Source organism: Shewanella sp. MF05956 (assembly GCF_059758055.1).
On sequence record NZ_JCAYNV010000022.1, the window covers coordinates 1 to 26,087 of the forward strand.

A 26,087-nucleotide genomic window follows, 5' to 3' on the forward strand; every position below is an offset into this window, starting at 1 on the left:
AGCAAATCATCGAATGGCGTGGAAAACCGAAACAAATACGCAGTGATAACGGTCCAGAGTACATCAGTGCGGTGCTGGCTGCATGGGCTGAAAAACACGATGTAGAACTGAAATTTATTCAGCCTGGTGTAACCCTCCCTTATATAGATCATATTTTAAGAGAGTTTTCCTCATTTAATCGCTCATATATCTTGGGCGGTAGATCATTCAGTGATTCATGTGGCCGATCATAATTATATTCTTCAATCCAACTATCTGTGATTTCCCTAACTTCAGTCAAGCTATTGAACAAATAACTGTCTAATACTTCATTTCGATAAGTCCGATTAAATCGTTCAATATACGCATTCTGCGTCGGTTTCCCTGGCTTAATAAAATCTAACTTAATGCCATGTTCTTCTGCCCAAACCTCAAGCGCGTTTGAAATAAACTCAGGTCCATTATCTTGCCTTAAGCGCTTTGGATAACCGCGATAGGCTGCGATTCTATCCAGTACACGTATAACCCGTTGCGCAGGTAAGCTTGAGTCCACTTCTATTGCTAAAGCTTCACGATGGTAGTCATCAATCACATTAAACGTTCTAAACGATTTGCCCGAAAATAAGTTATCGCTCATAAAATCCATTGACCAGCACTCATTAACTTTGGCTGGAACAGCCAGCGGCTCTGGCTTTCGAGAAGGTAAGCGCTTTTTCACTTTACGCCGTAAGTTAAGCTTTAAACCACAATAAACACGGTACACGCGTTTATGGTTCCATTTATGCCCTAAGAGTCGTAGCCGTTTGAATATCTTCCGAAACCCATAAGCCCTATGCTTCTCAGCAATATCTGATACGGCCTCAATGATGTCATTATCATCGATACTTTTACGTTGATAATAAAATGTGCAACGACTGATCCGTAATGCATCACAAGCCAACACAACTCCTAGGCCAAACTCATGAATGGCATAGTGGGCTAACACCTTCCGCTCTGCTGGCTTTATAGCTTTTTTTCAACAATATCTTTGAGTGCCATGTTTTGTAAGCTGACATCCGCAAACATCTTTTTAAGTTTGGCATTTTCGGCTTCTAATTCACGCATGCGAGTTAAATCAGAGGCTTGCATTCCACCATATTTTGATTTCCATTTGTAATAGGTGCTTTGACCGACATTATGTTTGCGGCATAACTCAGGCACAGTTAGTGCGCCTGACTCACCTTCTTTGAGGATATTGATAATTTGGCTTTCAGTAAAACGTGTCTTTTTCATGTGATTCTCCATTTGGTTTAGTGTAAATGGAAAACTCTATTTAAAACATTCTGGTTTTAAGGGAGGGAGGGTTACACTGGCAATCCACAGCAGAATGCTTATGTAGAACGCTATAATCGGACTGTGCGATACGAATTGCTGAGCCAATATCTTTGGAATAGTATTGCCGAGGTACAGGAACATGCGACACAATGGCTATGGTTTTATAACAATGAAAGACCCAATACAGCAATTGGTGGTGTCCCACCAAAGCAAAAACTGGCACTAGTGGCCTAAATATCTACTTTTGATCTCAGTTAAAAATGGGGAGATTACCCTATGAATGGCTAACTGATGGAGACGCATTGTTCTTCGATCTACACGGCGAACCAGAAGGAGATACAACTGGATATTACGAGAGTTATGTTATTGCCACGTCTGATGAGATGAAAGGGAGTTTTACCGCCCCCTTTGCAGGATCTCATGGCTGGTATTGGAAAAATAAGTCTACCACCCCTGTAACCATTAAATTACTGGTTAAAGGTCAATATAAAGTGATTGGTTTAAAATCATAAGGACAAGTAATTGAGATATTTAATTTTAATTTTAGTGATCTGTAGCGCTCTTGTCAGTAGTGATTCATTTGCACATGTAGATAGAATGAAAAGTATGGATCATTCAAGACATAGTCATATGAACGATGAAAAGGTCAAGGGTATTACAATAACAACAATACAGAAATTGACATTTAAAGACTTAGGATATGAAGTGGGCAAATTGCCTTCATCGTGGGAAAGCATAAGCACTGCCGATGTGAACATTGTAAGCACCCATGGGGGAAGCTATGTAGTGAGTGCGACTAATTCACAAACAAAAAAGACAATATTTTTTAAAATTGAAGACGATGGCGAGGTTGTTGCTATATCAGAGAGTAATGGCTTTAAATAAGCGGTAAGTAATGTAATAGTGATTGCCAAACGACTACTTCTAATTGAAGTAGTCGCAACCATTGTTCTTACTAAGTCAGGATAAGAACAAGGCGTCTAAAGGCGGCACTATCTACTTAGAAGCCTGTTGGTCATAATGGCAATTGATAACACCATCATCCTAATTGTTTACTACTACACATTATGAGAGCTTGAGTTAGTCAACTTGAAATGGTCGCATAATCATGTGAATCGCTTGGGTAATGGTGTCCCAGTGTTCATTTATTATGGAAGTTAAATAATGTTCGAAACTAGTCATAAAGATCGCTACTAACTGAAAAGTTAGAAACTAATAAAAAGCGACCGACTCATTGAGTGGTCGCTTTTTTTGCCCAGCGAAGCTGGCAAACCCGCTAGGCTGAAAGATGCCCAGATCAACCCTACTGAGGGGAAGATAATCGCAAAGGCGTTGTTAGTCAACGACAGGGTCTGAAGGAAGCCATAGGAAGTTAACAGTACACAACGCAAGTGAACCTGCTTCGGCAGTTGAGGTGGGTAAGCGTGCAAAATAACGCAAAGTCCTATACTCAGCCAGACCTAAGCTGTGTTTGAGGGTGGCATTGTTAACAGGGAGTCAGTGCAGTAACTGGGGAAGCCTGGCACTGAATCCGGATATAGACCGGAGACATTGAGTCAAGGCGAAAGCCAAGATCAATTTTAGTGTGTGGTGGCAGATGACCCCGTAGTAGTAGTGAGTTAAGCTTGGCCTGTGAAAGCCTGTAATGGTGTGGAGGACAAAAACAAGCTGACCATCAACAATGCGTTTTATGGAACGTTAACGGTCAAAAGCAGTTAAACGTTGCGAAGGGGTGAAGTACATTTTAAGTCTGTGATGAGCAGATGTTTTTTTTAGTGGTACCCAAACCGACTTGCTATCGGGGTATTCCTGCTTGGTTGATTATGGAAATAATCAACTGAAATGAGAAACCGTACAAGGGAGTAGCTTTGACAAACTTTAGTAAATTACCTGAGCTTCGGATAAGAAATTAGCTCCCCAAAGGAACTAAATGCTCGTTCCTTGATCCGATCATTCGACCAAGAGTTATTAGAAAAAGAAACGAGCATGAATAAATTAGTGAAACCTACTGTGATTTCGAGCGAAACTGGCAGAAATCCAGATCAATACAAAGAAGCTGTTTAACGACTTAAGCGACAACAGTCTTTAAAAATACAGTTTAGTTTAATTGACGAAATCAATAAGAAATGTTCTACTTTAACTTTGTGCATCTGATGGTTATTTCTTTGAAAAATAAGTTTCTAAATTTAATATTAGCGATTGCGATTGTAATACAATCGTTTGTAGCTATTGCAAATTCACAAGAAACGCATACATTAGATGTACAACATATCCAAACCGAACATTCTCACGAATATGATAGCCAAATAGTTGATAACGAATTACCAATAGAAGGTGAACATAGTGTTGAGGACTGTCATCACTGTGGACATTGTCATGGGTTTCATTCTCAATGTTTGACTCAAACTAAACCTAGTATTGATCACAATATACTAGTAACTCATCAATACCTATATTCATATCAATATGCTAATGCATACTCTGATAACCCAATAATCCCTCCTATAAGTTAACTCTATTTGAATAGCTCATTTTAGCTGAGCATCTTTATATTCTTGTCTACTTACGATTTTACTGTCGTCAGTTAACACTACCAAAATAAATATGAGTTTAATTTATGAAAATATTTTTTAAAAAAAGTATTTGCGCCATGCTATGCGTCGGTATGTTTTTAGCTATGTTAATCAATATACAAAGAGCAAATGCACAACCAACATCGACGTCTTGGCTGTCAATGCAAATAAACAAACATCCAAATATTATTGCTGCCAAAGAAGAAATGAATGCTGTTTTTTCAAATGCGGAAGGGAACAAGCAACCGCTTTATAATCCTGAACTAGAGACTGGTTATGAGCGAGAAGGTGACGCTAATAATTATTCCATTGGCATTAATCAAACGATTGATTGGTGGGATAAACGAGAAACAAAAGAGCAACAAGCTAACTTTAGCTTAACTCAAGCAAGCAAACACTTTGACTTTCTTGTTCAAGAAAAGACAGCGCAAGCTTTACAAGCGTTAATTACTTGGCAAGCAGCTAAAAAGCAAGCTTTTATAGCTCAAGAACAAGAAAAGCAGTTGGAAACCATACTTGATTTAGTTAAGGATCGTCAAAAAGCAGGTGATCTTGGACAAGTAGATGCTGAACTTACTTTTTTAAGTTTATCTCAAATGTTGAATGTTACCGCAAAAGCACAAGTTCAATTAAAACAAGCTGAAGCTCAAGTCAAGGAGCTACTGCAGGATTGGACGCCGGATAAAGAGGTTTTACCTGCGCAAGGTTTGACTATCAGCAATTATCAATTATCACCTCAATGGCTTCAACAACATCCTTTAGTTCTAGAGGCAAAAGCGCAGTGGCAAATAGCTAAAAGTAATGCTCAACTGTCAATGTTGGAGGCTAAAGCGGACCCTACTATCGGTATAAATGCAGGTAAAAATGCAGGAGACAATGTGCTTGGAGTAACGCTTTCAATGCCTCTGAACATTCGCAACAATTTTTCAGCACAAGCAAGAGCTGCGAATCAACAAGCATTAGCTGCCGAAGCAAATTTTCTCTCCATTATGCGCAAACAACGGTTTTCTATTCAATCAAGTATCGACACCTTGCTCACTTATCAAAAAAACTATCAACGTTGGCAACAATTGATGGATGGAAGAGGTAAACGTAGTGGCGACTTGCTGCAAAAGCAATGGCAAAGCGGTGATGTGAGCACTACCGAGTATTTACTCGCTTTACAACAGCGTGCTGAAGGTCTTAAAGCGGGCATAGACTTACAAAGTCAATTTCAATTAAGCCAAATAGATTGGCTATTACAAGTGGGGCAAATTAAGACTGTGCTCCAACAATTATCTCAGCCTTGATCATTAAATGTAATTTGAATAATTAATAGTCAATGAACCAATTTTGGAAAAAACATATGAATAAGCAAATTAAATTAATAACGCTGGCCGTACTTTTTTGTGGAATAACAACCATAACTACTGCGACATTTGCAAATGTTCAATCATCTGAAAAAAACGAAAAGCATGTTGAAGAAAAAGATGATGGACATGGACATGAAGCTAAAAATGAGGAGGAAGAAGGTGCGGGAGTTAAACTTTCAAAGGGGCAATTAACTTTAGCTGAAATTAACATAACCGTACTAGAGCCTCAGACGATGGCTTACAGTATTTATGCTCAAGGGGAGATAAAGGCTAATGATTATACCAGTTATTTAGTCTCGCCAAGAGTAGATTCAGTGATACTAAAACGCCATGTTGCTTTAGGTGATCATGTTGAAATCAATCAACCGTTAGTCACCCTATTTAGTGAGTCAATGGCTGAAGCTCAAGCCAGCTATAGGCTCGCTGATTCAGAATGGAAAAGGGTTCAAAAACTTGGTCGAAAAGCGGTAGGTGAGAAACGCTTTATAGAAGCTCAGACCGATTTTGAGGCTGACTTAGGACGATTATATGCGTTTGGCTTATCTACTGACGCTATTATCTCTTTGACTACCAACACTAAAAAACTGGGGCAATACACTCTAAACGCTGAGACTTCTGGCGCGGTATTATCTGATAATTTTCGTCAAGGCCAACGCATAGAATCGGGCGGTACTTTATTTGAGTTGGCTGATGAAGATACGTTATGGGTTGAAGCACGTTTAGCTCCATCAATGGAATTGGACTTACCTGAAAATTCAAAGGCGCAAGTAAATGTAGGTAACAATACATACATAGCTACGATCACTCAAAAAGCTCATACCATAGACCCAGTAACTCGCACACGTATTATACGCTTACAGGTTCAAAATGTCGGTCATAAGCTTCATCCAGGCTTATTTGCGGATGTCTATTTTGCCTTTGAAACGGACAAAAAAGTTCTGACTGTGCCTGAAGAAGCATTAATGCGTGGTAGTGATGGTGATTGGATGGTGTTTGTTGAAGAAAATGGCGAATTTAAAGGTGTCGAAGTTGAATTGGGACGACAACTGGGAAAATCACGTGAAATTTTTGGTTTGCCATCAGGTACTAAAGTCGTTACAACTGGCGCTTTTTATGTTGCCGCGGAAATTGCCAAAGGCAGTTTTGATGCTCATAACCATTAATTAACTGATAATTGGAGAACTAACACATGTTAAATCGTTTGATTGACTGGTCTGTCGCTAACCGATTATTGGTGATTCTTGCCTTGATTGCGTTCACGGTTTCGGCCTTTTTTATTATTCCTCGTTTGAATTTGGATGCATTTCCAGATGTTACCAACGTACAAGTGGCAATTAATACTGAGGCGCCTGGTTTGGCTTCGGAAGAAGTAGAACAACTCATAACCTTTCCAATAGAAGCCGTAATGTATGCATTACCTGATGTTGAAGAAGTACGCTCTATTTCTAAAACAGGCTTGTCTGGTATTACGGTTGTTTTCAAAGAAGGCACCGATATTTATTTTGCTCGTCAATTGGTTTTTGAACGATTGCAATCAGCAAAAGAATTGATCCCTGAAGGGGTTGGTACACCTGAAATTGGCCCAAACACTTCTGGTTTGGGGCAAGTATATCAATATTTATTGCTCGCTGATGAAGACTCGGGGTATGACAGCATGTCACTTCGAAGCCTTAACGATTGGGTGGTTAAATTACTCTTAATGCCAGTAGATGGCGTTACAGATGTTTTAGCATTCGGCGGAAATGTTAAACAATACCAAGTAAATATTAATCCTTCTCGTTTGCTTGCTTACCAATTAACTCAACAAGATATCGCTAATGCATTAGAAGATAATAATGACAATGCGGGAGGCTGGTATATGGATAGAGGCCAAGAGCAACTTATTATTCGAGGTGTTGGTTGGTTAAGTAGTGATGAAAAAGGTATTGAAGAACTAAAACAAATCCCTGTTAAAACAATTGAAGGTACTGTTGTTTATCTTGCTGATGTGGCCACTGTTGAATTTGGTAGCGAAATTAGACAAGGCGCTGTCACCATGACTAAAAGAGAAGGAGTTAACGGCAGTAAGTTTTTGGGTGAAGTTGTATCAGGTATTGTTTTAAAACGTATGGGCGCAAATACCAAAGTTGCCATTGATGGCATAAAAGATAGAATACCGCTCATTCAACAAGCCCTGCCAAAAGGTGTCACGTTTGAACCTATTTATGACCAAGCTGACCTAATTGAAAAAGCGGTTAGTACGGTTTCAAAAGCATTGATTGAGGCTTTTGTCTTTATTGTTATCGTGTTAGTACTTTTCTTACTGAATGTACGCGCTGTTTTATTGGTACTTATTTCTATTCCGCTTTCTGTTGGTATGGCGTTAACGGTAATGGCCTACAATGGCTTGTCTGCGAACTTAATGTCACTGGGTGGTTTAGCTGTTGCTATAGGGATGATGGTCGATGGTGCGGTGGTGATGATGGAAAATATTTTCAAACATCTTAGTCAACCCGATCGTCGTCATGAGCATGAAGGAACACACGACAGTGAAAATCCTTTTGATGTAGAAAAAGATACCTCTGTTGGTTTACGTATACAAATTGCCGCTAGAGAAGTAGCTAAGCCAGTATTTTTTGCCGTCACGATTATTATGGTAGTGTTTGCCCCTTTATTTAGCTTAGAAGGTGTCGAAGGTAAACTATTTCAACCGATGGCAATCAGTATCATGATTGCGATGGCCGCGTCCTTAGCCGTATCACTTATTGTCGTACCCGCGTTAGCCAGTTACTTCTTTCAAAAAGGCTTTAAAGCCAGAACCAGCCCTTTAGTTAGTGTACTGGAGAAACTTTACCGCAGTAGTTTAACAAAAGCGATGAATGCCAAAAAAGTTATTCTTCTGGGAGCTGGAGCTTTGCTTGTAGGTGCTTTATTTTTAGTACCGCATTTAGGCACTGAATTTGTACCTGAACTTGAAGAAGGCACTATTAATTTACGTGCAACAATGGCTCCATCAACCAGTTTAGCGACAGCGCTTTCAGTTGCCCCTAAACTGGAAAAATTATTACTGGAATTTCCTGAAGTTACCTACGCAGCCAGTCGTATTGGTCGAGCGGAAATTGGTGGCGATCCTGAGCCAGTGAGTAATATTGAGATCTATATTGGTCTCAAGCCTACCGCAGAGTGGACGAGCGCAAAAACACGCCATGAACTACAGGGCTTGATGGAAGAAAAGCTTGAGCAATTCCCTGGTTTATTACTGAATTTTTCTCAACCTATTGCAACCCGTGTCGATGAATTACTTTCCGGAGTTAAAGCACAGTTGGCAATAAAACTATTCGGTCCAGATCTCGATATCCTGGCTCAGCAAGGTCAGGCTATTGTTAATGCCATTCAAGGGGTTGATGGTGCGAGGGATGTTGCTATGGAGCCAATAGAAGGAGAATCTCAGTTAGTCGTCAGACCAAACCGTCGTCAATTGTCTCGATATGGTTTATCGATTGGTGATGTCATGAGGTTAGTGCGAAATGGTATTGGTGGTCAGGAAGCAGGACAGGTCATTAATGGTAATGAACGTTATGATATTTATCTGCGGATAGACAAAGCGTTTAGAGATCAGCAACAAACTATTGCTGATTTACGACTACAAGCCCCAACAGGTGCATGGGTACGACTAGGTGATGTTGCAGATATTGCCATTGAATCAGGCCCTCCTCAGGTTCGCCGAGATGATGTTCAGCGACGCGTCGTTATTCAAGCCAACGTACAAGGTCGAGACATGGGTGGTGTGGTAAAAGATATTCGAGCAGCAATTGCAAGTAAGGTTGATTTACCTCCCGGTTATTCCGTTGATATCGGTGGGCAATTTGAAAACCAACAACGAGCACAGCAACGACTAGCTATTGTTGTGCCACTTTCTATTGGCATTATTGCGTTGTTATTATATTTTGCTTTTACCAGTGTGGGTCAAGCCATGCTCATTCTCGTTAATTTACCTTTAGCCATGATTGGTGGCATAGTTGCCTTGTATATTTCCGGTCAATACCTATCTGTACCAAGTTCAATTGGTTTTATTACTTTATTTGGTGTCGCTGTTCTAAATGGTGTGGTGATGGTTGAAGCGATTAATCTGCGCATTGAAACAGGTACGGAAAGTATTGCTCAAGCCGTTTACGAAGGTGCTATATCAAGACTTCGCCCAGTATTAATGACGGCTATTATTGCCGCCCTCGGTCTGATACCCATGATCATGTCAAATGGTGTTGGTTCTGAAATACAACGACCATTAGCTACAGTCATTGTGGGTGGATTGGTCACTGCGACGTTCCTTACTTTATTTGTTCTTCCCGTACTTTATGCTTGGTTTTCTAAAGGTCGGATTGAAGAAATGAGAAGGTAGTGCTGCTTGGTTAAATAAATATAACTGTTTGCTTTAACTAGATATCCCGTAGGTATTCGCTGCGGGATATCAATTTATAGGAGAAAGTAATGTCCGACAATTCACATCAACACCCAGCTAGCCATGGACACAGTCATATTCCTAAAGATATGTCTTCAAGTCGTATTGGCTGGGCATTTATATTAAATGTTTGTTTTACTATTATCGAATTTATTGGCGGCTGGTTAACCAACAGTACCGCGATAATGGCAGATGCGGTTCACGATTTAGGAGATAGTTTATCCATTGGTCTCGCATGGGGATTAAACAAACTCAGCAAGAAAAGTCGCGATGAAACGTTTAGTTACGGCTACCACCGTTTTTCTTTACTTGGTGCGCTAATTAACGGTGTTGTCTTAATCGCGGGATCGATTTGGGTATTAACCATATCATTTCCTCGATTGATATCGCCAGAAATGCCTGATGCTCAAGGCATGTTGTGGTTAGCGATATTGGGGGTGATTGTTAACGGTTATGCTGCTTTCAAATTAAGTGAAGGGAAAACATTAAACGAACGTGTACTTAATTGGCATTTATTGGAAGATGTCTTAGGTTGGGTAGCCGTATTAATTGTTGCTATCGTCCTAATATATATCGAACTCCCAATACTTGATCCCATACTTTCAATAGGATTTACATTATTTGTTCTTTTTAATGTCTTAAAAAACCTCCGTACTGCAATACGTCTGTTTTTACAAGCAACACCTGAGAAAGCCATTCAAGAAAAAATAAAAATTGAATTATCAACATTGAAGTTTATTGAAGATATTCATCATTTCCATTTGTGGTCCCTTGACGGCGAAAGGCATGTTCTTACAGCTCATTTAGTAGTGAATCATTATTTTGATCAACAAGAATATATGGCAATAAAGCATGAAATATCAACACGACTTAGCCCTTTTTATCTTGAACATACAACACTGGAATTTGAGTTCGTAGACGAAATATGTAGAGATGCCTGGCTTGATTCTCCTTCAGTTGGAAATGAGATTATTACTTATTGCGAAGAGACGCCTCTGAGTTCTGAAAATGAGTATCGTGCAGCATTAATTTTATCTATTCTTGAAAATGACATGCAACAACACCCCGAAAAACTACAGCCGCTTACAGCAAGTATGCGTAGAAGTGCTGAAAGTTTAGTTGAAAGTGTAGAAATTGATTTTGGTGCTCAGTTATTAAAAGAGGATGAATAAACTTGTCTAATACTAATCCGATTGTTGTATCTGTTAACTATAAGTAGCAGAGCTAGAGTCAGATCAGTTTCAAGGACTGGTCAGTGATTTGTTTTCACTGAGCATATTTGCACATACCCCAACAGCTTGTCATTGGAAGCACATTTATCAGAAACTAACTCATTTCTGCCCGTGCGACGTGAAGTCGTATGAAGCGTTATTCACCACGATAAGAGTGAACCATCTGTATCATCAGGTGGCCCTATGGCTCTGAATAAAGTAGCTAGCCAGATAATGTATGTAGTGGGTGAGTAAAATTGGTCTTTAGTTTGTAGGTGATTCGACTGTTTTGCAGTAGCAGATGAATCACAGTTTACCGAAGTTAATAACTCGTTTCTGCCCCAATATCAGTTAGTGTAGTTACTCAGTTATTTTTAGCCATCACAATTAGCCATAGGAAATCTATTGATAAAGGCATGAAACAGTACGAACAACCGCTACACATTTTGTACAGTTTAAGCATCGGTTTTAGAATGGATCACTAGATATCAGCAATAAGTGCTAACCCTCTTTGTTTAGAGTCGAAGTGTCAAAATCTTATAGGTGCCCACTTGCCTAGCTTGCATTAAAAAAACTAATTTAATAAAACTTAATAGCTTATAGTTAATTTGCGACCATAGTGTCAAAGTGGGAATGTGATGCAATGGCTCCTTTTTTATTCTGGCTGGCTTGATAAGCTTTAAATTTATTGCATATCGAACTTCTAGTAGTGAAATCCCACAATCTTGCTTGAACATATAGCGAAAGAGCATTATGTTATTGTTTTGTAATGGCTGACTCGACTTAAGCTTTTTTAATAACAGCATGTTATTAAACTGTGAACTTCCTACAGAGGGTTTTCACCTCACTAGTTCATGCCCATGCTGGCGTACATAAGCACTTCAAACGGAATTCAAATAGTTGGCTAAGTTTGGCTTAGCTCCTCATTTTAGTCAGCTATTCTTGTCCGATTATGTGCGCGTCACAAGACAAGGAGGTAATCTTGAAGTACATAATTTGGGCTCTGCTTATGTGTTGCTCCGAATCACACACAATGGAAGATATTAGTATTTCACTTGCAAATAATTCTGCGACCGTCCATCCCATTGCCGCTCTCAGGCATCCATGCCATCGCGGCATTTGTAAGTCCATCACATCACTACAAAGCTTTAAATATAAATTTAGAACAGGGTTATTTAAATCTCTTACTGCAATGTTTCTTATTTGTTTTAAAAGATCTTTTGCACTAAAGTTGTATGTGGATTATCGAGATAATAGAAATAGACGTTGTTTCGAATTCTGGTAAAAAAGTTGGATTAAGAATTGACACGGAGAGTACATGTTTTCACGTAGTAACATACAACCACGAATTCTTTTAGTTGACGACGATGTTAATCAAATCAATATCTTAAATAAGGTCCTTCAAGCCATTGGACAGGTTTTTTTCGAGCAGAATGGATTATCTGCCTTAGATCAGGCTATTAAGATTCGTCCTGATGTTATCTTATTAGACATAGACATGCCTAGCCTGAATGGCCATGAGGTATTGGCTCAGCTAAAAGACAACGAGTCGACTCGTAACATCCCCGTCATTTTTATTACTTCATATGACTTTGTCGAAGATCAACTTCTCTGTTTAAGAGAAGGGGCTGTAGATTTTATTGCTAAACCATTAGAGCCTGATGTTGTCGCTGCCCGTGTTAATACTCACTTAATGCTTCGCAACAGAGAGCGTGAGTTGCTCGAAGTTTACCGGCATGCTCAAGTCACTTTAGATTCAATAGGTAATGCGGTTATTACGACTGACAAGGATGCGAGAGTCACTTTTATGAATCCAACCGCAGAGCTAATGATTGGAATGTCGTTAAATGATGCAATTGGATGCTTTATTGAAGAAGTGATGCCATTAAGAATAGGCGATGATGGCCCTCCACACATCAACCCTGTGCGTATTTGTATCCAAGAAAATAGAGTGGTTGGTATGGCATTTAACTGTCAGATGATGAAACAAAATGGTCATTGGATTTCGGTTGAAGACAGTGCAGCCCCGCTTATTTCACAAGACGGCGATGTAATCGGCTCCGTCATTGTGTTTGATGATATTAATGAGTCTAGAGTAATGGCTCTAAAAATGTCCAATACCCTTCAATATGATCAACTGACTAACCTCCCTAATCGCTTTTTACTGATGGAACGCCTTAATACTAAGATGGCTCGGCGTCAAACAAGTAACACTAAAATTGGTTTGATTTTGTTTGATATTGATCGATTTAAACTCATCAATGAAGAATTTGGTTTTGAGTTTGGTGATGAGTTGCTTAAAAAAATAGCCCTATGTATTAAATCTCAACTCCATAATAATGAAACACTTAGCCGGCATCATGCCGATGAGTTTATGGTGTTGGTTCCTGAGTTGAAGCATCCTAGCGAGTTAGTAAATTTGGCCGTCATGATCAGAGATCACGTGATGGAGCTAGCAGTGCTACAGCCTGAGATCCATAATTTCTCAACCAGCATGGGGCTAAGTGTTTACCCTGATGATGCAGCAGATGCTCAATCCTTATTGCTGCATGCTGATGCCGCTTTACATAGAGCTAGAACTGACTCTATACATGATGGTTTTAGCTTTTACTCTGAAGAAATGGAATCGCGCTTTATCTCACGACGTCAACGCTATATGCAGCTTAAATCTGCTATTGCGGATAACAATGTCATCGCTTTATATCAGCCTATTGTGGATGCAATTACTGGGCAGTTAAATGCCGTTGAAGCGCTTATGCGTATCAAAGATAACGATGGTTCATTGATTTCTCCTATTGAGTTTATAGCGCTTGCGGAAGAAACTCGTTTGATCATTCCATTAGGAGAGAAAATGATTCAACTTGCCTTTGAGCAGTTGAAGAAGTGGTGTGACGAAGGATTGAAGATTCGAATGTGTCTAAATATATCTCCAATACAATTTCTAGATCCGCATTTTGTTCCTTTCTTGCTAAAAGCGATTGATGAGTATCACGTCAGCCCAAAAATGATTGAACTAGAATTAACCGAAAGTCTAATGCTCGATAACTTACAGCAAGTGATCCGCGATATGGAGCAACTGCGAATAATGGGGATATCCATTTCAATCGATGATTTCGGCACAGGCTTTTCTTGCCTGAGTTATCTGAAAGAGTTGCCTGTTGACGTCTTGAAAATTGATAAATCATTTGTCGCGCAGCTTAGTATTGAAAAACCAGATGAAATTCTTGTTAAGACGATCACCACGCTAGCGCAAAGTATGAAACTGAAATCGGTAGCGGAAGGGGTTGAGTCTTTAGATCAGGCGCGTCGTCTTAAAGAGTTAGGCGTTTCTTATCTCCAAGGTTATTACTTTTCGAGACCCGTTACGGCCAATGAAGTAAGAGACAGCTACGACATATGACGATTAAAAACACTAAAAAAATTGGTTTTCTTGCTTGCTGGCTTCCATTACTAGTTGGTGTTTTTAGTACCTTAATTGCCGCGTGGATTGTTGACTATAAAAACAATTATGAGGTCAATTTATACACGAACAACCTAGCGGATAAAACCGAAAGCCTCATAGAGCAACGTTTTCAGCACTTTCAATATGGACTACGAGGTGCCAGAGGGGCGATTGTTACCGCTGGAGTTGATGACATCACTCGAAAACAATTTGAGAAGTATAGCGGCACCCGTGATGTAGGAGGCGAGTTTCCTGGGGCGCTTGGTTTTGGTTTCATAAGACGAGTATCGGTTGAACAAGAAAGCGATTTCCTTAATCATGCCCGTGCAGATGGCGCGCCTGACTTTACCATTCGAGCCTTAACACCACACGACAGTGATCGATTTGTCATACAGTATATCTATCCAGCAGCTAAAAATAGCCAAGCAATTGGGCTTGATATTGGATCAGAAGCCAATCGACGCGCGGCGGCATTATCGGCAGCCAGAGAGGATAAACCGTACTTAACCGCACCCATTACCCTCGTTCAAGCAAATAAAAAGCCGAGGAAAGGCTCATTGGTGCTTTTGCCAATCTATTCTGCTGATGCCGTTCTAAACACACCAGAAGAGCGGGAATCAGCGGTTGCCGGTTGGTCTTACGTTCCGTTAGTTATTGATGAGGTACTTGCTCATCTTGAGTCCTTAACCGATCAAGCTTCAGTCACCTTAACTAACCTAACAGAAGCCGAACCTTTTTATCGTTCAAGTGATTCAGAAATAAATGGTTCCATAGAAAATGCAACAGCTCGTAATATTTTTGTACTGGGCCAGCATTGGAAGATGGAGCTCATGCCATCGACGCAAGCCGTCAACCAAATAAAAACATTCAATGTAGGTTCGGTGATTATTTTGGGGCTTGGGCTAACCTTGTTTGCTCTTTTTGTGATTAATTTATTACGAACCAATACAACCACTATTGATCAAAGTAACGAGATCTATCGGCTGAATTTCAAAAGTATTTCAGCTTTTTTCAAAAGTTCTCAATTCAAGCGATCTTGCCCATTTGGGCTACTGGTCATTGTTCTTATATTCTTAGTATCAGCTTGGTCCATTACACAAAGTCACTTTACTGAAGTGGCAAACCATTTGTCGGAAACCAAACAGTCTGCAATTTCAACCCTCGCCGAAGAAGCGAGCCACTATCGTCGAGATACTCTTTTCCTTGCTAACACACCACCCATTCAGAGTTTAAAAAAGTTACCAGTTCATAGTGATATAGCCGTATCAAAAGAGAACCGTGCCCTTTTAAAACAGTCCGATGAAAGAATAGAGGACATTTTTAAAGCCTACATGTTATCCAATACGGATGTGTACCAAGTACGATTTATAGAAACCGCTAATGGTTGGCAGGAACGAGTCAAAGTACAGCGTAATGGTGAACAGCTTGAAGAATATGACAAAGAATTACTCCAGTCTAAAGAAAATGAACCTTATATTGGCCAAACACTTGATGTTGGTCGAGGGAATGTTTTTCAATCTGATTTTAATTTAAATCGCGAGTTTGGCAAAATCGAACAACCGATGAGGCCTGTTTGGCGCTTTTCTACACCATTATTTTATTCTGATGGTCGCCCACTCGGTATGATCATTATCATTATCAATGTCAATGCCGATCGCTTTCTGAAAAAAATCTCAAAGAACACGACACTGAATACAGAGTTATACATTACCAATAACGAAGGTGGCTTTTTACGACACCCTAATTCATCAAAAGAGTTTACTTTCGAGTATGGTGCCTCTAATCGTTGGCAGGATGAATTTCATCCAGTCGATCTATCCTATGGTTTTAACCGTTTTGATTTCACTGCTTTTAGTGGTCAGCAGGATAATGTGTTTGCGAACGAAAGTAGTTTTTTATTAAGTAGTAACGCTAATGATCGGGTAATAAAAATATACGCGACAATTCCCCAATTCCTAGTTTTTCAACGTATAGCGTTCGAAATCGGAAGTGTGCTTATTGCTCTCCTTTTGATTAGTCTGATTGTAGTCATTATTCAATATTGGATGTGGCTGAGTGATAAAATACGTCAAAGAGAGACTTGGAACGCACAAATAGAATTGCAACGCAATAAAGAAATGACAAGATTCAAGGGGCTGTTGGAATCGGCCCCCGATGCAACTTTTGTTATTGATGAATTAGGTATCATTCAGGTCGTTAATGCCCAAGCTGAGCATATGTTTGGTTACAGCCGCTTGGAGCTGGAAGGGAAGCCAATACATAAATTACTCCCAGAACATCTAAGAGATATACATCAAATACACATAATGGAATATATGCAAGCGCCAAAAACCATGGTCATGGGGGATAACAGAGAGCTTTTTGCTTTAGGTGCCGATGGAGAGCTATTTCCAGTTGAGATAAGTTTAAGTGCCGTAAATCTAGACGAGCAAATCTTGGTGTCGGCCTCCGTGCGTAATATAAGCGAAAGACTTAAAGTGGAAGAGAAGCTTAGAAATGCGTTACATGATGCAGAACTGGCCACACAGGCAAAAAGTGCCTTTCTAGCGAATACTAGTCATGAGATTCGTACCCCACTTAACGCTATTATTGGTCTAGGCTATTTGTTGGCTGAGGAAAAATTAACAGAGGCACAACACCAGCTAGTATCGAAAATTCAGATTTCAGGCAAGTCTTTATTGGGAATAGTGAACGATGTATTGGATCTATCTAAGATAGAAGCGAACGAAATGGAGCTTGAAGCTCAGCCTGTCGAGTTACGAGAACTCTGTGAAGAAGTATCAAGTGTGTTTGCCATACAGGCCGAAGCAAAAAGTCTAGAGTTCCATTTTGAGTTAGATCCTAAACTGCCTTTCTGGGTGATCACGGACAGCACCAGATTACGCCAAATATTGGCTAATTTAATCAGTAACTCTCTTAAATTCACCACAATTGGTAAGATTTCCATTAGTGCCAAAGTCGAAGATACTGAGCAAGTACTGCCTGAGAATCATATTAATGTACGGCTCACGGTTACAGATACAGGGATTGGTATATCACCCGAAGCACAAGCCCGTTTATTCAAGCCATTTAGTCAAGCAGATTCAAGTACCACTCGGCGTTTTGGTGGTACAGGGTTAGGGTTATCTATCGTTCATCAATTGGTTAGTTTAATGGATGGGAAGATTGGTATTGAAAGCGCAGAGAATGTGGGCAGCCAATTCTGGGTAGACTTACCGCTAAGAGTTCAAACACTTGACGAAATTGCTGCGCAAGAAAACCACAATCAAACGCTTTTTGTGCTGATTGCCGAAGATGACCCAGCAGATGCTCAGCAGTTACGAAAAATGACACGGGCGCTGGGCTGGCGTTCTGAGGTTGTGAGTAATGGAGTTGAGTTAGTAGATGCCTATATTGCACGTCAAGAGAATAATCTGCGACCGCCAGATGCCATGATTTTGGATTGGCAAATGCCTCTAATGGATGGCATAGAGGCTATGAATCTGTTGGCGAGCAAGATTGGGCGTGAAAACCTTCCTGCTGTACTTATGGTGTCAGCGCACGATAAAGAGGTTATTACAGCAAATGATCCAGAGCATTATGCAAGTGGTTTCTTACTGAAACCAGTTGATCCATCATCGTTGTTTAATGCAGTAAACGACGCTGTAACACTCAATACTGGTAATTCTAAGCGTGTACTGCAATCGACTCGTGCCGAAGCCGTTGGTGCTAAATGGTTACCTAATATACGTTTGCTGGTCGTCGATGACAGTCCTACCAATCTTATCGTTGTCAGCCATGTATTAAAACACAATGGTGCATTAGTACAGACGGCGAATAGCGGAGAAGAAGCGTTAATATTGTTAGAAGATTCATCTAATGACTACGATGCCGTATTGATGGATGTCCAAATGCCAGGTATTGATGGCCTTGAAACGACCGAGCTAGTCAGAAAAAATTTAGGACTGACGTCATTGCCGATTATTGCACTGACTGCTGGCGCATTAGTAGAGGAGAGAAATCGTGCGCTGGAAGCCGGCATGAATGATTTCCTTACAAAACCTATTGATCCATCAAAGCTTATTAATGTATTGCGCACATTGGTAGAGGCTTATCGTGGCAAAGAAATCGCTATAGAGTCTCTGCATTCAATAGCGTCTAAAACAACTCCAGAAATAGATAGCTGGCCAGTTATTACTGGACTAAATCTTGATAGAGCGAAAAATTTATTACTTGGAGATAAAGCACTTTTCTTGAATACCTTAGATGGCTTACTACTTGAATATTCTAATTTAGCATTAGCGCCAGAGAATGATATTGATCAACCAAAATCAGCAGCCTTACGACTCGAAATAGCATCTCAAGTACATAAATTGAGAAGTGTTTCAGGCATGGTTGGGGCAGAGAAAATACAGCAACTTGCCGCACAAGCTGAAAAAATATTGCGTTCTGAAGATAATCCGGCGAAACAGGTATTGGTAGAACTCTCTCTTGCATTACAAGAACTACAGCAAGCCTGCTCAGCTACGTTATTGATTTGGAAAAAAGAAAAGCCCGATAGGACATCGTCTAAAGGCGAAGTACCCATACTTCAATTAGAAACGGTGACGCAAATTTTATTGCTACTAGAAGAGCAGGATTTGAGCGCTTTGGGGGAGTTTGATGAAAATAGTGCATCATTTAGGAATGCTTTAGGTGATGAGATCTTTATAGAACTTCAAGAACATTTAGAAAAGCTTAACTTTAAAGAAGTTATAAGCATCCTCACTCCTCTTATAAACACTCTTGGGGCCAGATAGTATTATGATAAAAACGAATCGCACTCTTGCTGATATTTTGATTATTGATGATGACAAGTCGGTAGTCATGGCTTTGCACAAAGCATTGAATAAAATTGGGCGCATTCGTTTTGCATCGGATGCTAAGCAAGCATTTGTAATGATTAAAGAAAGACATCCTGATTTGATATTACTTGACGTGGAATTGCCAGACATCGGTGGTTTGGATGTGTGCTCTATTCTAAAAACAGCCCAAGAAACAGAGAGCATCCCAGTATTGTTTATTACTAGTCATACCGAAGTGGGTTTTGAGGAAAAGGTATTTGACGTTGGAGCCGCTGACTATATTGTTAAACCACTTAATCCACGAGTTGTGGCTGCACGTGTTCAAACGCATATAGACTACCAACTCGCTATTAAGCTACTAGAGAAGTTAGCACATACAGACAGTATGACAGGACTTGCCAATAGACGTACGTTTGATGAACGGCTAATTGTTGAGTTGAAGCGTGCCCGTCGCGAACAAGAACCGCTTACTGTGGCACTAATAGATATTGATGAGTTTAAAAAATTCAACGATCATTTTGGTCATATAGAAGGTGATGATTGCATTAAAGACATCGCATTAGCCTTAGGCAATAGTATGAAACGCTCAACAGATCTTGCCGCTAGATATGGTGGTGAAGAATTTGCTTTCATTCTACCGAATACCGATGTTGAAGGTGCCAATACAATACTTTCCGCACTACTCCAATCTATAAAACAATTAAACCTTACTCACGCCCCAGAAGCTAAATACGATGTTGTCACAATATCTATTGGATATAGCACAATCATGCCTGGACAGAAATACGCAAATGACTCGGACGACTGGGCAGTGGTTAAAGCAGCAGACCAAGCGTTATACGAATCAAAGAAGAATGGTCGAAATAAAGTTAGCTATGAACAGCTAGGTAGTCTTTGAATAAGCCCAAGCCATTAGATAATTACTTTTTAAATTTTTTTACAGGTAATGGGAAAAGGCTTCTGGTTTCATATAATATTTTGTAGGCAGTTTAAAAGTTTGATTTAATTTTTTAATGATTCGATGTGCTTTTTAGTTAAACGCGCGTGTGCCATTTCAATACTCTAAAACTAATGCTATTTAAAACTAATCACATAATATCATTAACTAGAGTGTAAGCACTAACACGCTTATGCCCCTTTATCATCTAGAGTAAAGATTCTAACCCACTTTAGTCTGCAATATTTTTCGGCCCCCTAACTGCATAGCCATTCAATTTCCTCATCTAAACTTATTAAGGCCACTTCTAAAGTTAGACTGGAGGTCAATTATGTGGACGAAGAAAGGTCACTTAACTGGGCAGAAAAAGCCCTTCAAGCTCGAAGACATCTGGCGAATTCGCACTAGACTCGAAATCGAAGGAAACATCATGGAGCTAGCGTTGCTGAATCTCGCCATCGACTGCAAGTTACGCTCATGCGATTTACTTAGGATGAAAGTTAGAGATATATCTTCTGGCGGTGTCATTCAAGATCGTGTTCTTTACAGCCAAAGCAAAACTGGTCGAGAGGTACAGTTTGAGATCACTTCCCGCACAGCACAATCCTTGACTCAATGGCTAATACTCAGCCAATTATCTGCACCAGATTATCTTTTCCCAAGCCCTCGCAAACAAGGTAAGCCAATGAGTTATAGCTGCTATGCCACCATTATTCGCCGCTGGGCAACTGAACTTGGCTACGATCCTTATCTTTATGGTACGCACTCAATGCGCCGTACCAAGGCGACGTTAATCTATGCTCGCACCAAAAACATTCGGGCTGTTCAGCTGTTACTTGGTCACGTGAAGCTAGATAATACAATTCGATATTTGGGGGTCGAGATAGAGGATGCGCTGAACATCTCTGAAGGGATAGACTCATAACAAGGTTAGACACTAAATTCAAATTATGTCGATCTTGAGTTGAATCAATATTGTATCTTTATTTCAATGCTTTATGCTAACTATCAACTGATCAAGTGTCGCATTTACTCATATGCATGTGCCGTATTTATTCCTATGGCAACAGGGTTGAGTTATAATCTGAACACTTAGGAAATTAGGAGGTTCAAATGACAGCCGTTGACCGTATTTATCAAAAGATAAAGCGTTCAAGACGCTATGTGTTTGAGCGCAAAGACTTTGATGGCTTTGCTAGCTACGATCAAATTGGTCGTGCGCTAAAACAACTAGTCAAAAAAGGTGAGTTAATCAAGCTTGGCTATGGCTTGTATACCAAGGCAAGGATTAACAGCTTAACAGGCAGACCCATGCCTACTAACCCAGGGGGATGCGATGCCCTGATGCGTGAGATATTAAAGATGAAAGGGGTCGATTTTGAGATGGACAACCTATCTCTGCAAAGCCTCTCAGGTGAAAGCACTCAAATACCATCATCCGTTCATTATTCATGGAATCCTAAGCAGTTTAATCGCAAGCTGGTAGTCGGCAATCGAGTACTGGGGACGTCTCAGAAAACGGAAAATAAAGCACGTTAAGCCCATTGCAGACTCTAGATATTGACGAGTACGTCGGGTTTTCTCTTGTTTGAGTTGCCTCTTGTGGTAAGATAGTAATCAATTACTATCTTACAAGGAGTGCTCGTGGACCCCCATCCAAAGCATCTGCCGGCCGATGAACGTCGTGCCGTAACTGTCGAGTCCGTCGTGGCGCTTGCCGGTTCACAAAACCCAAGCGAGATAACCACTGCGGCTATCGCTAAACACATGAACTTGACCCAGGGTGCGCTGTTTCGGCACTTCCCGAACAAGGAAGCCATTTGGCAGGCGGTCATGGAGTGGGTAGCAGAGCGCCTATTAGCCAGAATCGATCGATCCGCACAAGGAATCGAGTCGCCCTTGGCAGCCATGGAGGCGATGTTCATGAGTCACATCGAATTCGTAGCTGAGCACCCAGGCGTGCCAAGAATGATGTTTGGTGAGCTTCAGCGTGCCGAATCGACACCGGCCAAGCGCATGGTGCAAACCTTGATTCAGCGCTACGGCGAACGTTTGCATCGTCTCATCGAGAAAGGCAAGGCCAGCGGCGAGTTGTCTCCCTCGCTTGACAACGAGGCGGCGGCAACGCTGTTCATTGGCACGATCCAGGGCTTGGTCATGCAATCGCTGTTGGCGGGTGATGTGGGACGTATGCACCGCGATGCGCCGCGCGTCTTTGCAATTTATCGGCGTGGCATAAGGAGTGCGCAATGAAAAAGTTACCCTTGCAAGGCCGCACCCTGGCACTGCTTGCCGTCATCATTCCTTTGCTGGTGCTTTTTATTTATGTCGGTCTGCGATCAGGGCCGCTCGCCCCGGTCGCTGTGACGGTGGCAAGCGTGGAATCACGGGCTATCACACCGGCGCTGTTCGGCATCGGCACGGTGGAGGCGCGCTACACCTACAAGATCGGGCCGACGTTTGCCGGGCGCGTCAAACGCCTGGAGGTGCATGTAGGCGACCAGGTCAAGGCCGGACAGGTGCTCGGCGAGATGGAGCCGGTCGACCTTGATGCTCGGGTGCGCTCACAGGAGTCTGTATTCAAGCGGGCGGAAGCGGCTTTGCGCGAGGCAGAAGCCCGGCAAGCCTACGCGCAAACCCAGGCGCGCCGCTATGAGCAATTGTTTGCGGTGCGCTCGACCAGCGAGGAAATCGTCACCACCAAGCGGCAGGAACTGCAGATCGCCGATGCCGCCCTATCCGCCGCTCGGGAAGATATTGCCCGGGCACGCTCCGACCGCGAAGCACTCGTCGCGCAGCGGAGCAATCTGCGCCTGATCGCGCCGGTCGATGGTGTAGTCACCGTGCGCGATGCCGATCCCGGCACGACCATCGTCGCGGGCCAGGCCGTGGTGGAAGTGATCGACCCCAAGAGTTTGTGGATCAATGTGCGCTTCGACCAGATCAGCGCATCGGGGCTGGCTGGGGGGCTGCCGGCTCATATCGTCCTGCGTTCGCGTGGTGGCCAGACCTTGAAAGGTCGCGTGCTGCGGGTGGAACCCAAGGCCGACGCGGTAACCGAGGAAACGCTTGCCAAGGTGACATTCGATAACAAACCAGAACCTTTGCCACCAGTGGGTGAACTGGCCGAAGTCACGGTTGACTTGCCGGCGCTCCCGGCCGCTCCACTGATCCCCAACGCTGCCGTCCAGCGTGAAGGCGATAAAGTTGGTGTCTGGCAAATCGTGGATGGTGATCTGCATTTCTCCCCGGTCAAGCTCGGCACTTCCGACCTCAATGGTTACGTGCAGGTGCGCGAAGGGCTCAAGAATGGGGACCAGGTTGTGACCTATAGCGAAAAGGCACTGACGGCGCGCAGCCGCATCCATGTGGTCGAGCATATCCCGGGAGTTTCACGATGATCAGCCTGGCCGGCCGCGACATTCTCCATGCCTGGGGGAAATTCGTCTTCACCGGCATCGGTCTGGGTCTGCTGATCGGCGTCACCCTAGTCATGGCTGGGGTGTACCGAGGCATGGTGGACGACGGCAAGGCGTTGCTCGACAACAGTGGCGCTGACCTTTGGGTGGTGCAAAAGGATACTCTGGGTCCTTATGCGGAGTCGTCCAGCCTCAACGATGACGTGTATCGCGCCATTCTCGCCATGCCGGGAGTCTCACAGGCAGCGAACGCGACCTACCTGACCATGCAGGTACGCAAGGGCGAGAGTGATGTACGCACCATGGTGGTCGGCATCGCGCCCGGTGCGTTGGGGGCTACACCCGGATGGCCTCCTTATCTCGTCGCTGGACGCCAGATCACGCGCGGTCACTACGAGGCTGTGGCCGACATCGCCACCGGCTTCAAACTGGGAGATCGTCTTGCCATTCGCCGCAATCATTACACCGTCGTGGGGCTGACACGGCGCATGGTGTCGTCCAGCGGCGACCCGATGGTATTCATTCCGCTCAAAGATGCCCAGGAGGCCCAGTTCCTCAAGGACAACGATGCCATCTGGCAAAGCCGGCGTCGCACCGAAGCCAACCCGGTCTTCAATCGACCCGGTGATCCAGGTTTGCTGGATGCCGTGATTGCTTCACAGAGCAGCAACGCGTTCGTCAATGCCGTGCTGGTCACTCTGAAACCTGGTCATGCGCCGGACGAGGTTGCCGAATCCATCCAGCGCTGGAAGCGTTTCACGGTCTACACCCGGGCACAGATGGAAGACATCCTCGTCGGCAAGCTGATCGCCACCTCAGCCAAGCAGATCGGCATGTTCCTTGTGATTCTGGCCATCGTTAGCGCGGCCATCGTTGCCTTCATCATCTATTCGCTGACGATGGACAAAATCCGTGAGATCGCGGTGTTGAAGCTCATCGGCACACGCAACCGAACCATCGCCGCGATGATCATGCAGCAGGCGCTCGCCCTGGGCGTGATTGGCTTCGTGGTCGGCAAGATCACAGCCACCTTTTCAGCACCGGCTTTTCCAAAATATGTCCTGCTCACGCCAATGGATTCTGTCGCCGGTTTTTTTGCCGTGCTCGTGATCTGCGTTCTAGCTAGCCTCGTCGCCATTCGCATGGCACTCAAGGTCGACCCGGCCGAAGCCATTGGAGGTTGAGATGAGTGGCAAAGGGATACACATCGAAAGTTTAAGCAAGCGGTATGGCGATGGTGACACCGCTGTCTTTGCCTTGAGAGACGTGAATATGCATGTTGCGCCTGGTGAAGTGGTGGGACTGATCGGCCCTTCCGGGTCCGGCAAGAGCACGCTGCTCAAGTGTCTGGGTGCGGTGATCGAACCGACCGCCGGTCGCATGACGCTGGGCGATGAAGTGATCTACGCCGATGGCTGGAAAGTCCGCGACCTGCGCGCCTTACGGCGTGACAAGATCGGTTTCGTTTTCCAGGCGCCGTACCTGATTCCGTTTCTCGATGTCACCGACAACGTGGCGCTGCTGCCGATGCTTGCAGGCGTCGCGAATGGAGAGTCGCGCGCGAAGGCACTGGAATTGCTCACAGCGCTTGATGTGCAACACCGAGCTCGCGCAATGCCCTCGCAACTCTCCGGTGGCGAGCAGCAACGGGTCGCCATCGCGCGCGGACTGGTCAATCGTCCGCCGGTGATCCTGGCCGATGAACCCACTGCGCCGCTGGATTCCGAGCGCGCCATGGCTGTAATCCGCATCCTCAACGACATGGCCCGGAAGTTCGAGACCGCCATCATCGTCGTCACCCATGACGAAAAGATCATCCCCACATTCAAGCGCATCTACCACATCCGCGACGGCGTGACCCATGAGGAAGCTGGCGAAGGGCGGGAGTTCGAATGAGAGAACGATTGAATTACAGGAGAATTTCATGACCCACCGCAAACACAGCCACGAATTTGGAACTATCACCCTGACCGTTACGGCCTGCCTGCTTTATGGGGTTTTCAGTTGCCAGCTTGGGCTGGTGACGCTACCCAGGTTGAGCTACTGGCGCTACGCAAGATCATGCAGGAACTCGGGCGCAACATGCAGGCTATTACCAGCAGTGGCATAAGCATGTTGATCAAGGCAAAGTGACCAACGTAATTAATGCCAAACTGAGTTTCGAACCCATCATCAGTTTTGCCAAAAGGTGTCGCCATCACTCCTGCATTTGCAATGATCCCGTCGAAATGCTCGCCTTGTTCAAGCAAATAATTGGCGCATGCCCTGACGCTGGCTAACGAGCCAAGATCAAGTTCCACTAACTCAAATTTCCCACCACCGTTCAGAGCAGATGTTTTTATCCCACCTGATGCCAATTCTGCTTTTGCAATATCGCGGACTGCTCCAATAACTGTTGCACCATGGGCAACCAAAGAACGAGCTGTTTCTAAACCGATACCAGAAGAAACACCTGTTACCAAATATCGCTTGTTTATCAGCTTAGTGCCTGCAAGCACCTCGTCCGCTGTAGATTTAGCACCAAATAAAGTTGTCATAATTTCGCTCCGAAAAGTTTGATCAATAAAGTTTTCTTTGAATCACTTTTAAAAGTGGATGT

At 43.1% G+C, this 26,087-nt stretch carries 16 protein-coding genes and 4 pseudogenes; 18 read left to right on the forward strand and 2 right to left on the reverse strand.

Features of this window, described 5'->3' with window-relative positions; translation table 11 throughout:
* Positions 1-128 (forward strand): annotated as a pseudogene (locus AC19MX_RS19095) (DDE-type integrase/transposase/recombinase); the annotation flags it as partial.
* A 20-nt stretch (positions 129-148) separates the two neighbouring features.
* Here the strand turns inward: AC19MX_RS19095 and AC19MX_RS19100 are convergent.
* Positions 149-1,251, reverse strand: a protein-coding gene (locus AC19MX_RS19100; RefSeq protein WP_286957275.1) for an IS3 family transposase whose coding sequence is annotated in 2 segments (ribosomal slippage) — positions 149-987 and positions 987-1,251 — 1,104 coding nt in all. Because the reading frame shifts where the segments join, the coding sequence is not laid out codon by codon here.
* Between the two features lie 78 nt (positions 1,252-1,329).
* Between AC19MX_RS19100 and AC19MX_RS19105 the strand changes: the two are divergent.
* From AC19MX_RS19105 to AC19MX_RS19185, 17 genes and pseudogenes are all read left to right on the forward strand, one after another.
* Positions 1,330-1,527 (forward strand): annotated as a pseudogene (locus AC19MX_RS19105) (integrase core domain-containing protein); the annotation flags it as partial.
* A 32-nt stretch (positions 1,528-1,559) separates the two neighbouring features.
* A pseudogene (locus AC19MX_RS19110) lies at positions 1,560-1,805 on the forward strand (hypothetical protein); the annotation flags it as partial.
* Positions 1,806-1,815: 10 nt separating this feature from the next.
* Positions 1,816-2,178, forward strand: a complete 363-nt coding sequence (locus AC19MX_RS19115; RefSeq protein WP_160056812.1) for a DUF6488 family protein — start codon at positions 1,816-1,818, stop codon at positions 2,176-2,178.
* Positions 2,179-3,458: 1,280 nt separating this feature from the next.
* On the forward strand, positions 3,459-3,806 hold the full coding sequence (locus AC19MX_RS19120; protein WP_188741094.1) for a DUF2946 domain-containing protein: 348 nt from the start codon (positions 3,459-3,461) through the stop codon (positions 3,804-3,806).
* Between the two features lie 104 nt (positions 3,807-3,910).
* Entirely contained in the window at positions 3,911-5,155 is a 1,245-nt protein-coding gene (locus tag AC19MX_RS19125; protein WP_160056811.1) for a TolC family protein, read from the forward strand.
* A 56-nt stretch (positions 5,156-5,211) separates the two neighbouring features.
* Positions 5,212-6,381 carry an efflux RND transporter periplasmic adaptor subunit gene (locus AC19MX_RS19130; protein WP_160056810.1) on the forward strand — a complete coding sequence of 390 codons (1,170 nt, stop codon included), beginning with the start codon at positions 5,212-5,214 and terminating at the stop codon, positions 6,379-6,381.
* 26 nt (positions 6,382-6,407) lie between these two features.
* Positions 6,408-9,596, forward strand: a complete 3,189-nt coding sequence (locus AC19MX_RS19135) for an efflux RND transporter permease subunit (RefSeq protein WP_160056809.1) — start codon at positions 6,408-6,410, stop codon at positions 9,594-9,596.
* A gap of 89 nt (positions 9,597-9,685) precedes the next feature.
* Positions 9,686-10,591 (forward strand): annotated as a pseudogene (locus AC19MX_RS19140) (cation diffusion facilitator family transporter); the annotation flags it as partial.
* A 1,594-nt stretch (positions 10,592-12,185) separates the two neighbouring features.
* Positions 12,186-14,267, forward strand: a complete 2,082-nt coding sequence (locus AC19MX_RS19145) for a putative bifunctional diguanylate cyclase/phosphodiesterase (protein ID WP_498299529.1) — start codon at positions 12,186-12,188, stop codon at positions 14,265-14,267.
* Positions 14,264-19,087, forward strand: coding sequence for a CHASE domain-containing protein (locus AC19MX_RS19150; RefSeq protein WP_498299530.1), 4,824 nt, complete (start codon positions 14,264-14,266; stop codon positions 19,085-19,087). Before AC19MX_RS19145 ends, AC19MX_RS19150 begins: the two co-directional genes overlap by 4 nt.
* A 4-nt stretch (positions 19,088-19,091) precedes the next feature.
* Positions 19,092-20,030 (forward strand): diguanylate cyclase, encoded by a 939-nt coding sequence (locus AC19MX_RS19155; RefSeq protein WP_498299532.1) that lies wholly within the window; start codon positions 19,092-19,094, stop codon positions 20,028-20,030.
* A 370-nt stretch (positions 20,031-20,400) separates the two neighbouring features.
* Positions 20,401-20,994 (forward strand): tyrosine-type recombinase/integrase, encoded by a 594-nt coding sequence (locus AC19MX_RS19160; RefSeq protein ID WP_064663439.1) that lies wholly within the window; start codon positions 20,401-20,403, stop codon positions 20,992-20,994.
* A 188-nt stretch (positions 20,995-21,182) separates the two neighbouring features.
* Positions 21,183-21,608 (forward strand): DUF6088 family protein, encoded by a 426-nt coding sequence (locus tag AC19MX_RS19165; RefSeq protein WP_118119243.1) that lies wholly within the window; start codon positions 21,183-21,185, stop codon positions 21,606-21,608.
* 105 nt (positions 21,609-21,713) lie between these two features.
* Entirely contained in the window at positions 21,714-22,322 is a 609-nt protein-coding gene (locus AC19MX_RS19170; protein ID WP_118119241.1) for a TetR/AcrR family transcriptional regulator, read from the forward strand.
* Positions 22,319-23,470 carry an efflux RND transporter periplasmic adaptor subunit gene (locus AC19MX_RS19175; RefSeq protein ID WP_004393991.1) on the forward strand — a complete coding sequence of 384 codons (1,152 nt, stop codon included), beginning with the start codon at positions 22,319-22,321 and terminating at the stop codon, positions 23,468-23,470. The genes AC19MX_RS19170 and AC19MX_RS19175 overlap by 4 nt, the downstream gene beginning before the upstream one ends.
* Positions 23,467-24,672, forward strand: a complete 1,206-nt coding sequence (locus tag AC19MX_RS19180; RefSeq protein WP_167680145.1) for an ABC transporter permease — start codon at positions 23,467-23,469, stop codon at positions 24,670-24,672. The genes AC19MX_RS19175 and AC19MX_RS19180 overlap by 4 nt, the downstream gene beginning before the upstream one ends.
* Position 24,673: 1 nt before the next feature.
* Positions 24,674-25,384, forward strand: a complete 711-nt coding sequence (locus AC19MX_RS19185) for an ABC transporter ATP-binding protein (protein WP_004393997.1) — start codon at positions 24,674-24,676, stop codon at positions 25,382-25,384.
* A gap of 104 nt (positions 25,385-25,488) precedes the next feature.
* Here AC19MX_RS19185 and AC19MX_RS19190 read toward each other — a convergent pair whose 3' ends face one another.
* Entirely contained in the window at positions 25,489-26,025 is a 537-nt protein-coding gene (locus tag AC19MX_RS19190) for an SDR family NAD(P)-dependent oxidoreductase (RefSeq protein ID WP_498299534.1), read from the reverse strand.
* Positions 26,026-26,087 lie beyond the last annotated feature (62 nt).

Coding starts and splice junctions, on each gene's coding strand:
- AC19MX_RS19125 (WP_160056811.1), top strand. CDS start 3,911: ATGAAAATATTTTTTAAAAAAAGTATTTGCGCCATGCTATGCGTCGGT.
- AC19MX_RS19130 (WP_160056810.1), top strand. CDS start 5,212: ATGAATAAGCAAATTAAATTAATAACGCTGGCCGTACTTTTTTGTGGA.
- AC19MX_RS19135 (WP_160056809.1), top strand. CDS start 6,408: ATGTTAAATCGTTTGATTGACTGGTCTGTCGCTAACCGATTATTGGTG.
- AC19MX_RS19145 (WP_498299529.1), top strand. CDS start 12,186: ATGTTTTCACGTAGTAACATACAACCACGAATTCTTTTAGTTGACGAC.
- AC19MX_RS19150 (WP_498299530.1), top strand. CDS start 14,264: ATGACGATTAAAAACACTAAAAAAATTGGTTTTCTTGCTTGCTGGCTT.
- AC19MX_RS19155 (WP_498299532.1), top strand. CDS start 19,092: ATGATAAAAACGAATCGCACTCTTGCTGATATTTTGATTATTGATGAT.
- AC19MX_RS19160 (WP_064663439.1), top strand. CDS start 20,401: ATGTGGACGAAGAAAGGTCACTTAACTGGGCAGAAAAAGCCCTTCAAG.
- AC19MX_RS19165 (WP_118119243.1), top strand. CDS start 21,183: ATGACAGCCGTTGACCGTATTTATCAAAAGATAAAGCGTTCAAGACGC.
- AC19MX_RS19175 (WP_004393991.1), top strand. CDS start 22,319: ATGAAAAAGTTACCCTTGCAAGGCCGCACCCTGGCACTGCTTGCCGTC.
- AC19MX_RS19180 (WP_167680145.1), top strand. CDS start 23,467: ATGATCAGCCTGGCCGGCCGCGACATTCTCCATGCCTGGGGGAAATTC.
- AC19MX_RS19185 (WP_004393997.1), top strand. CDS start 24,674: ATGAGTGGCAAAGGGATACACATCGAAAGTTTAAGCAAGCGGTATGGC.
- AC19MX_RS19190 (WP_498299534.1), bottom strand. CDS start 26,025: ATGACAACTTTATTTGGTGCTAAATCTACAGCGGACGAGGTGCTTGCA.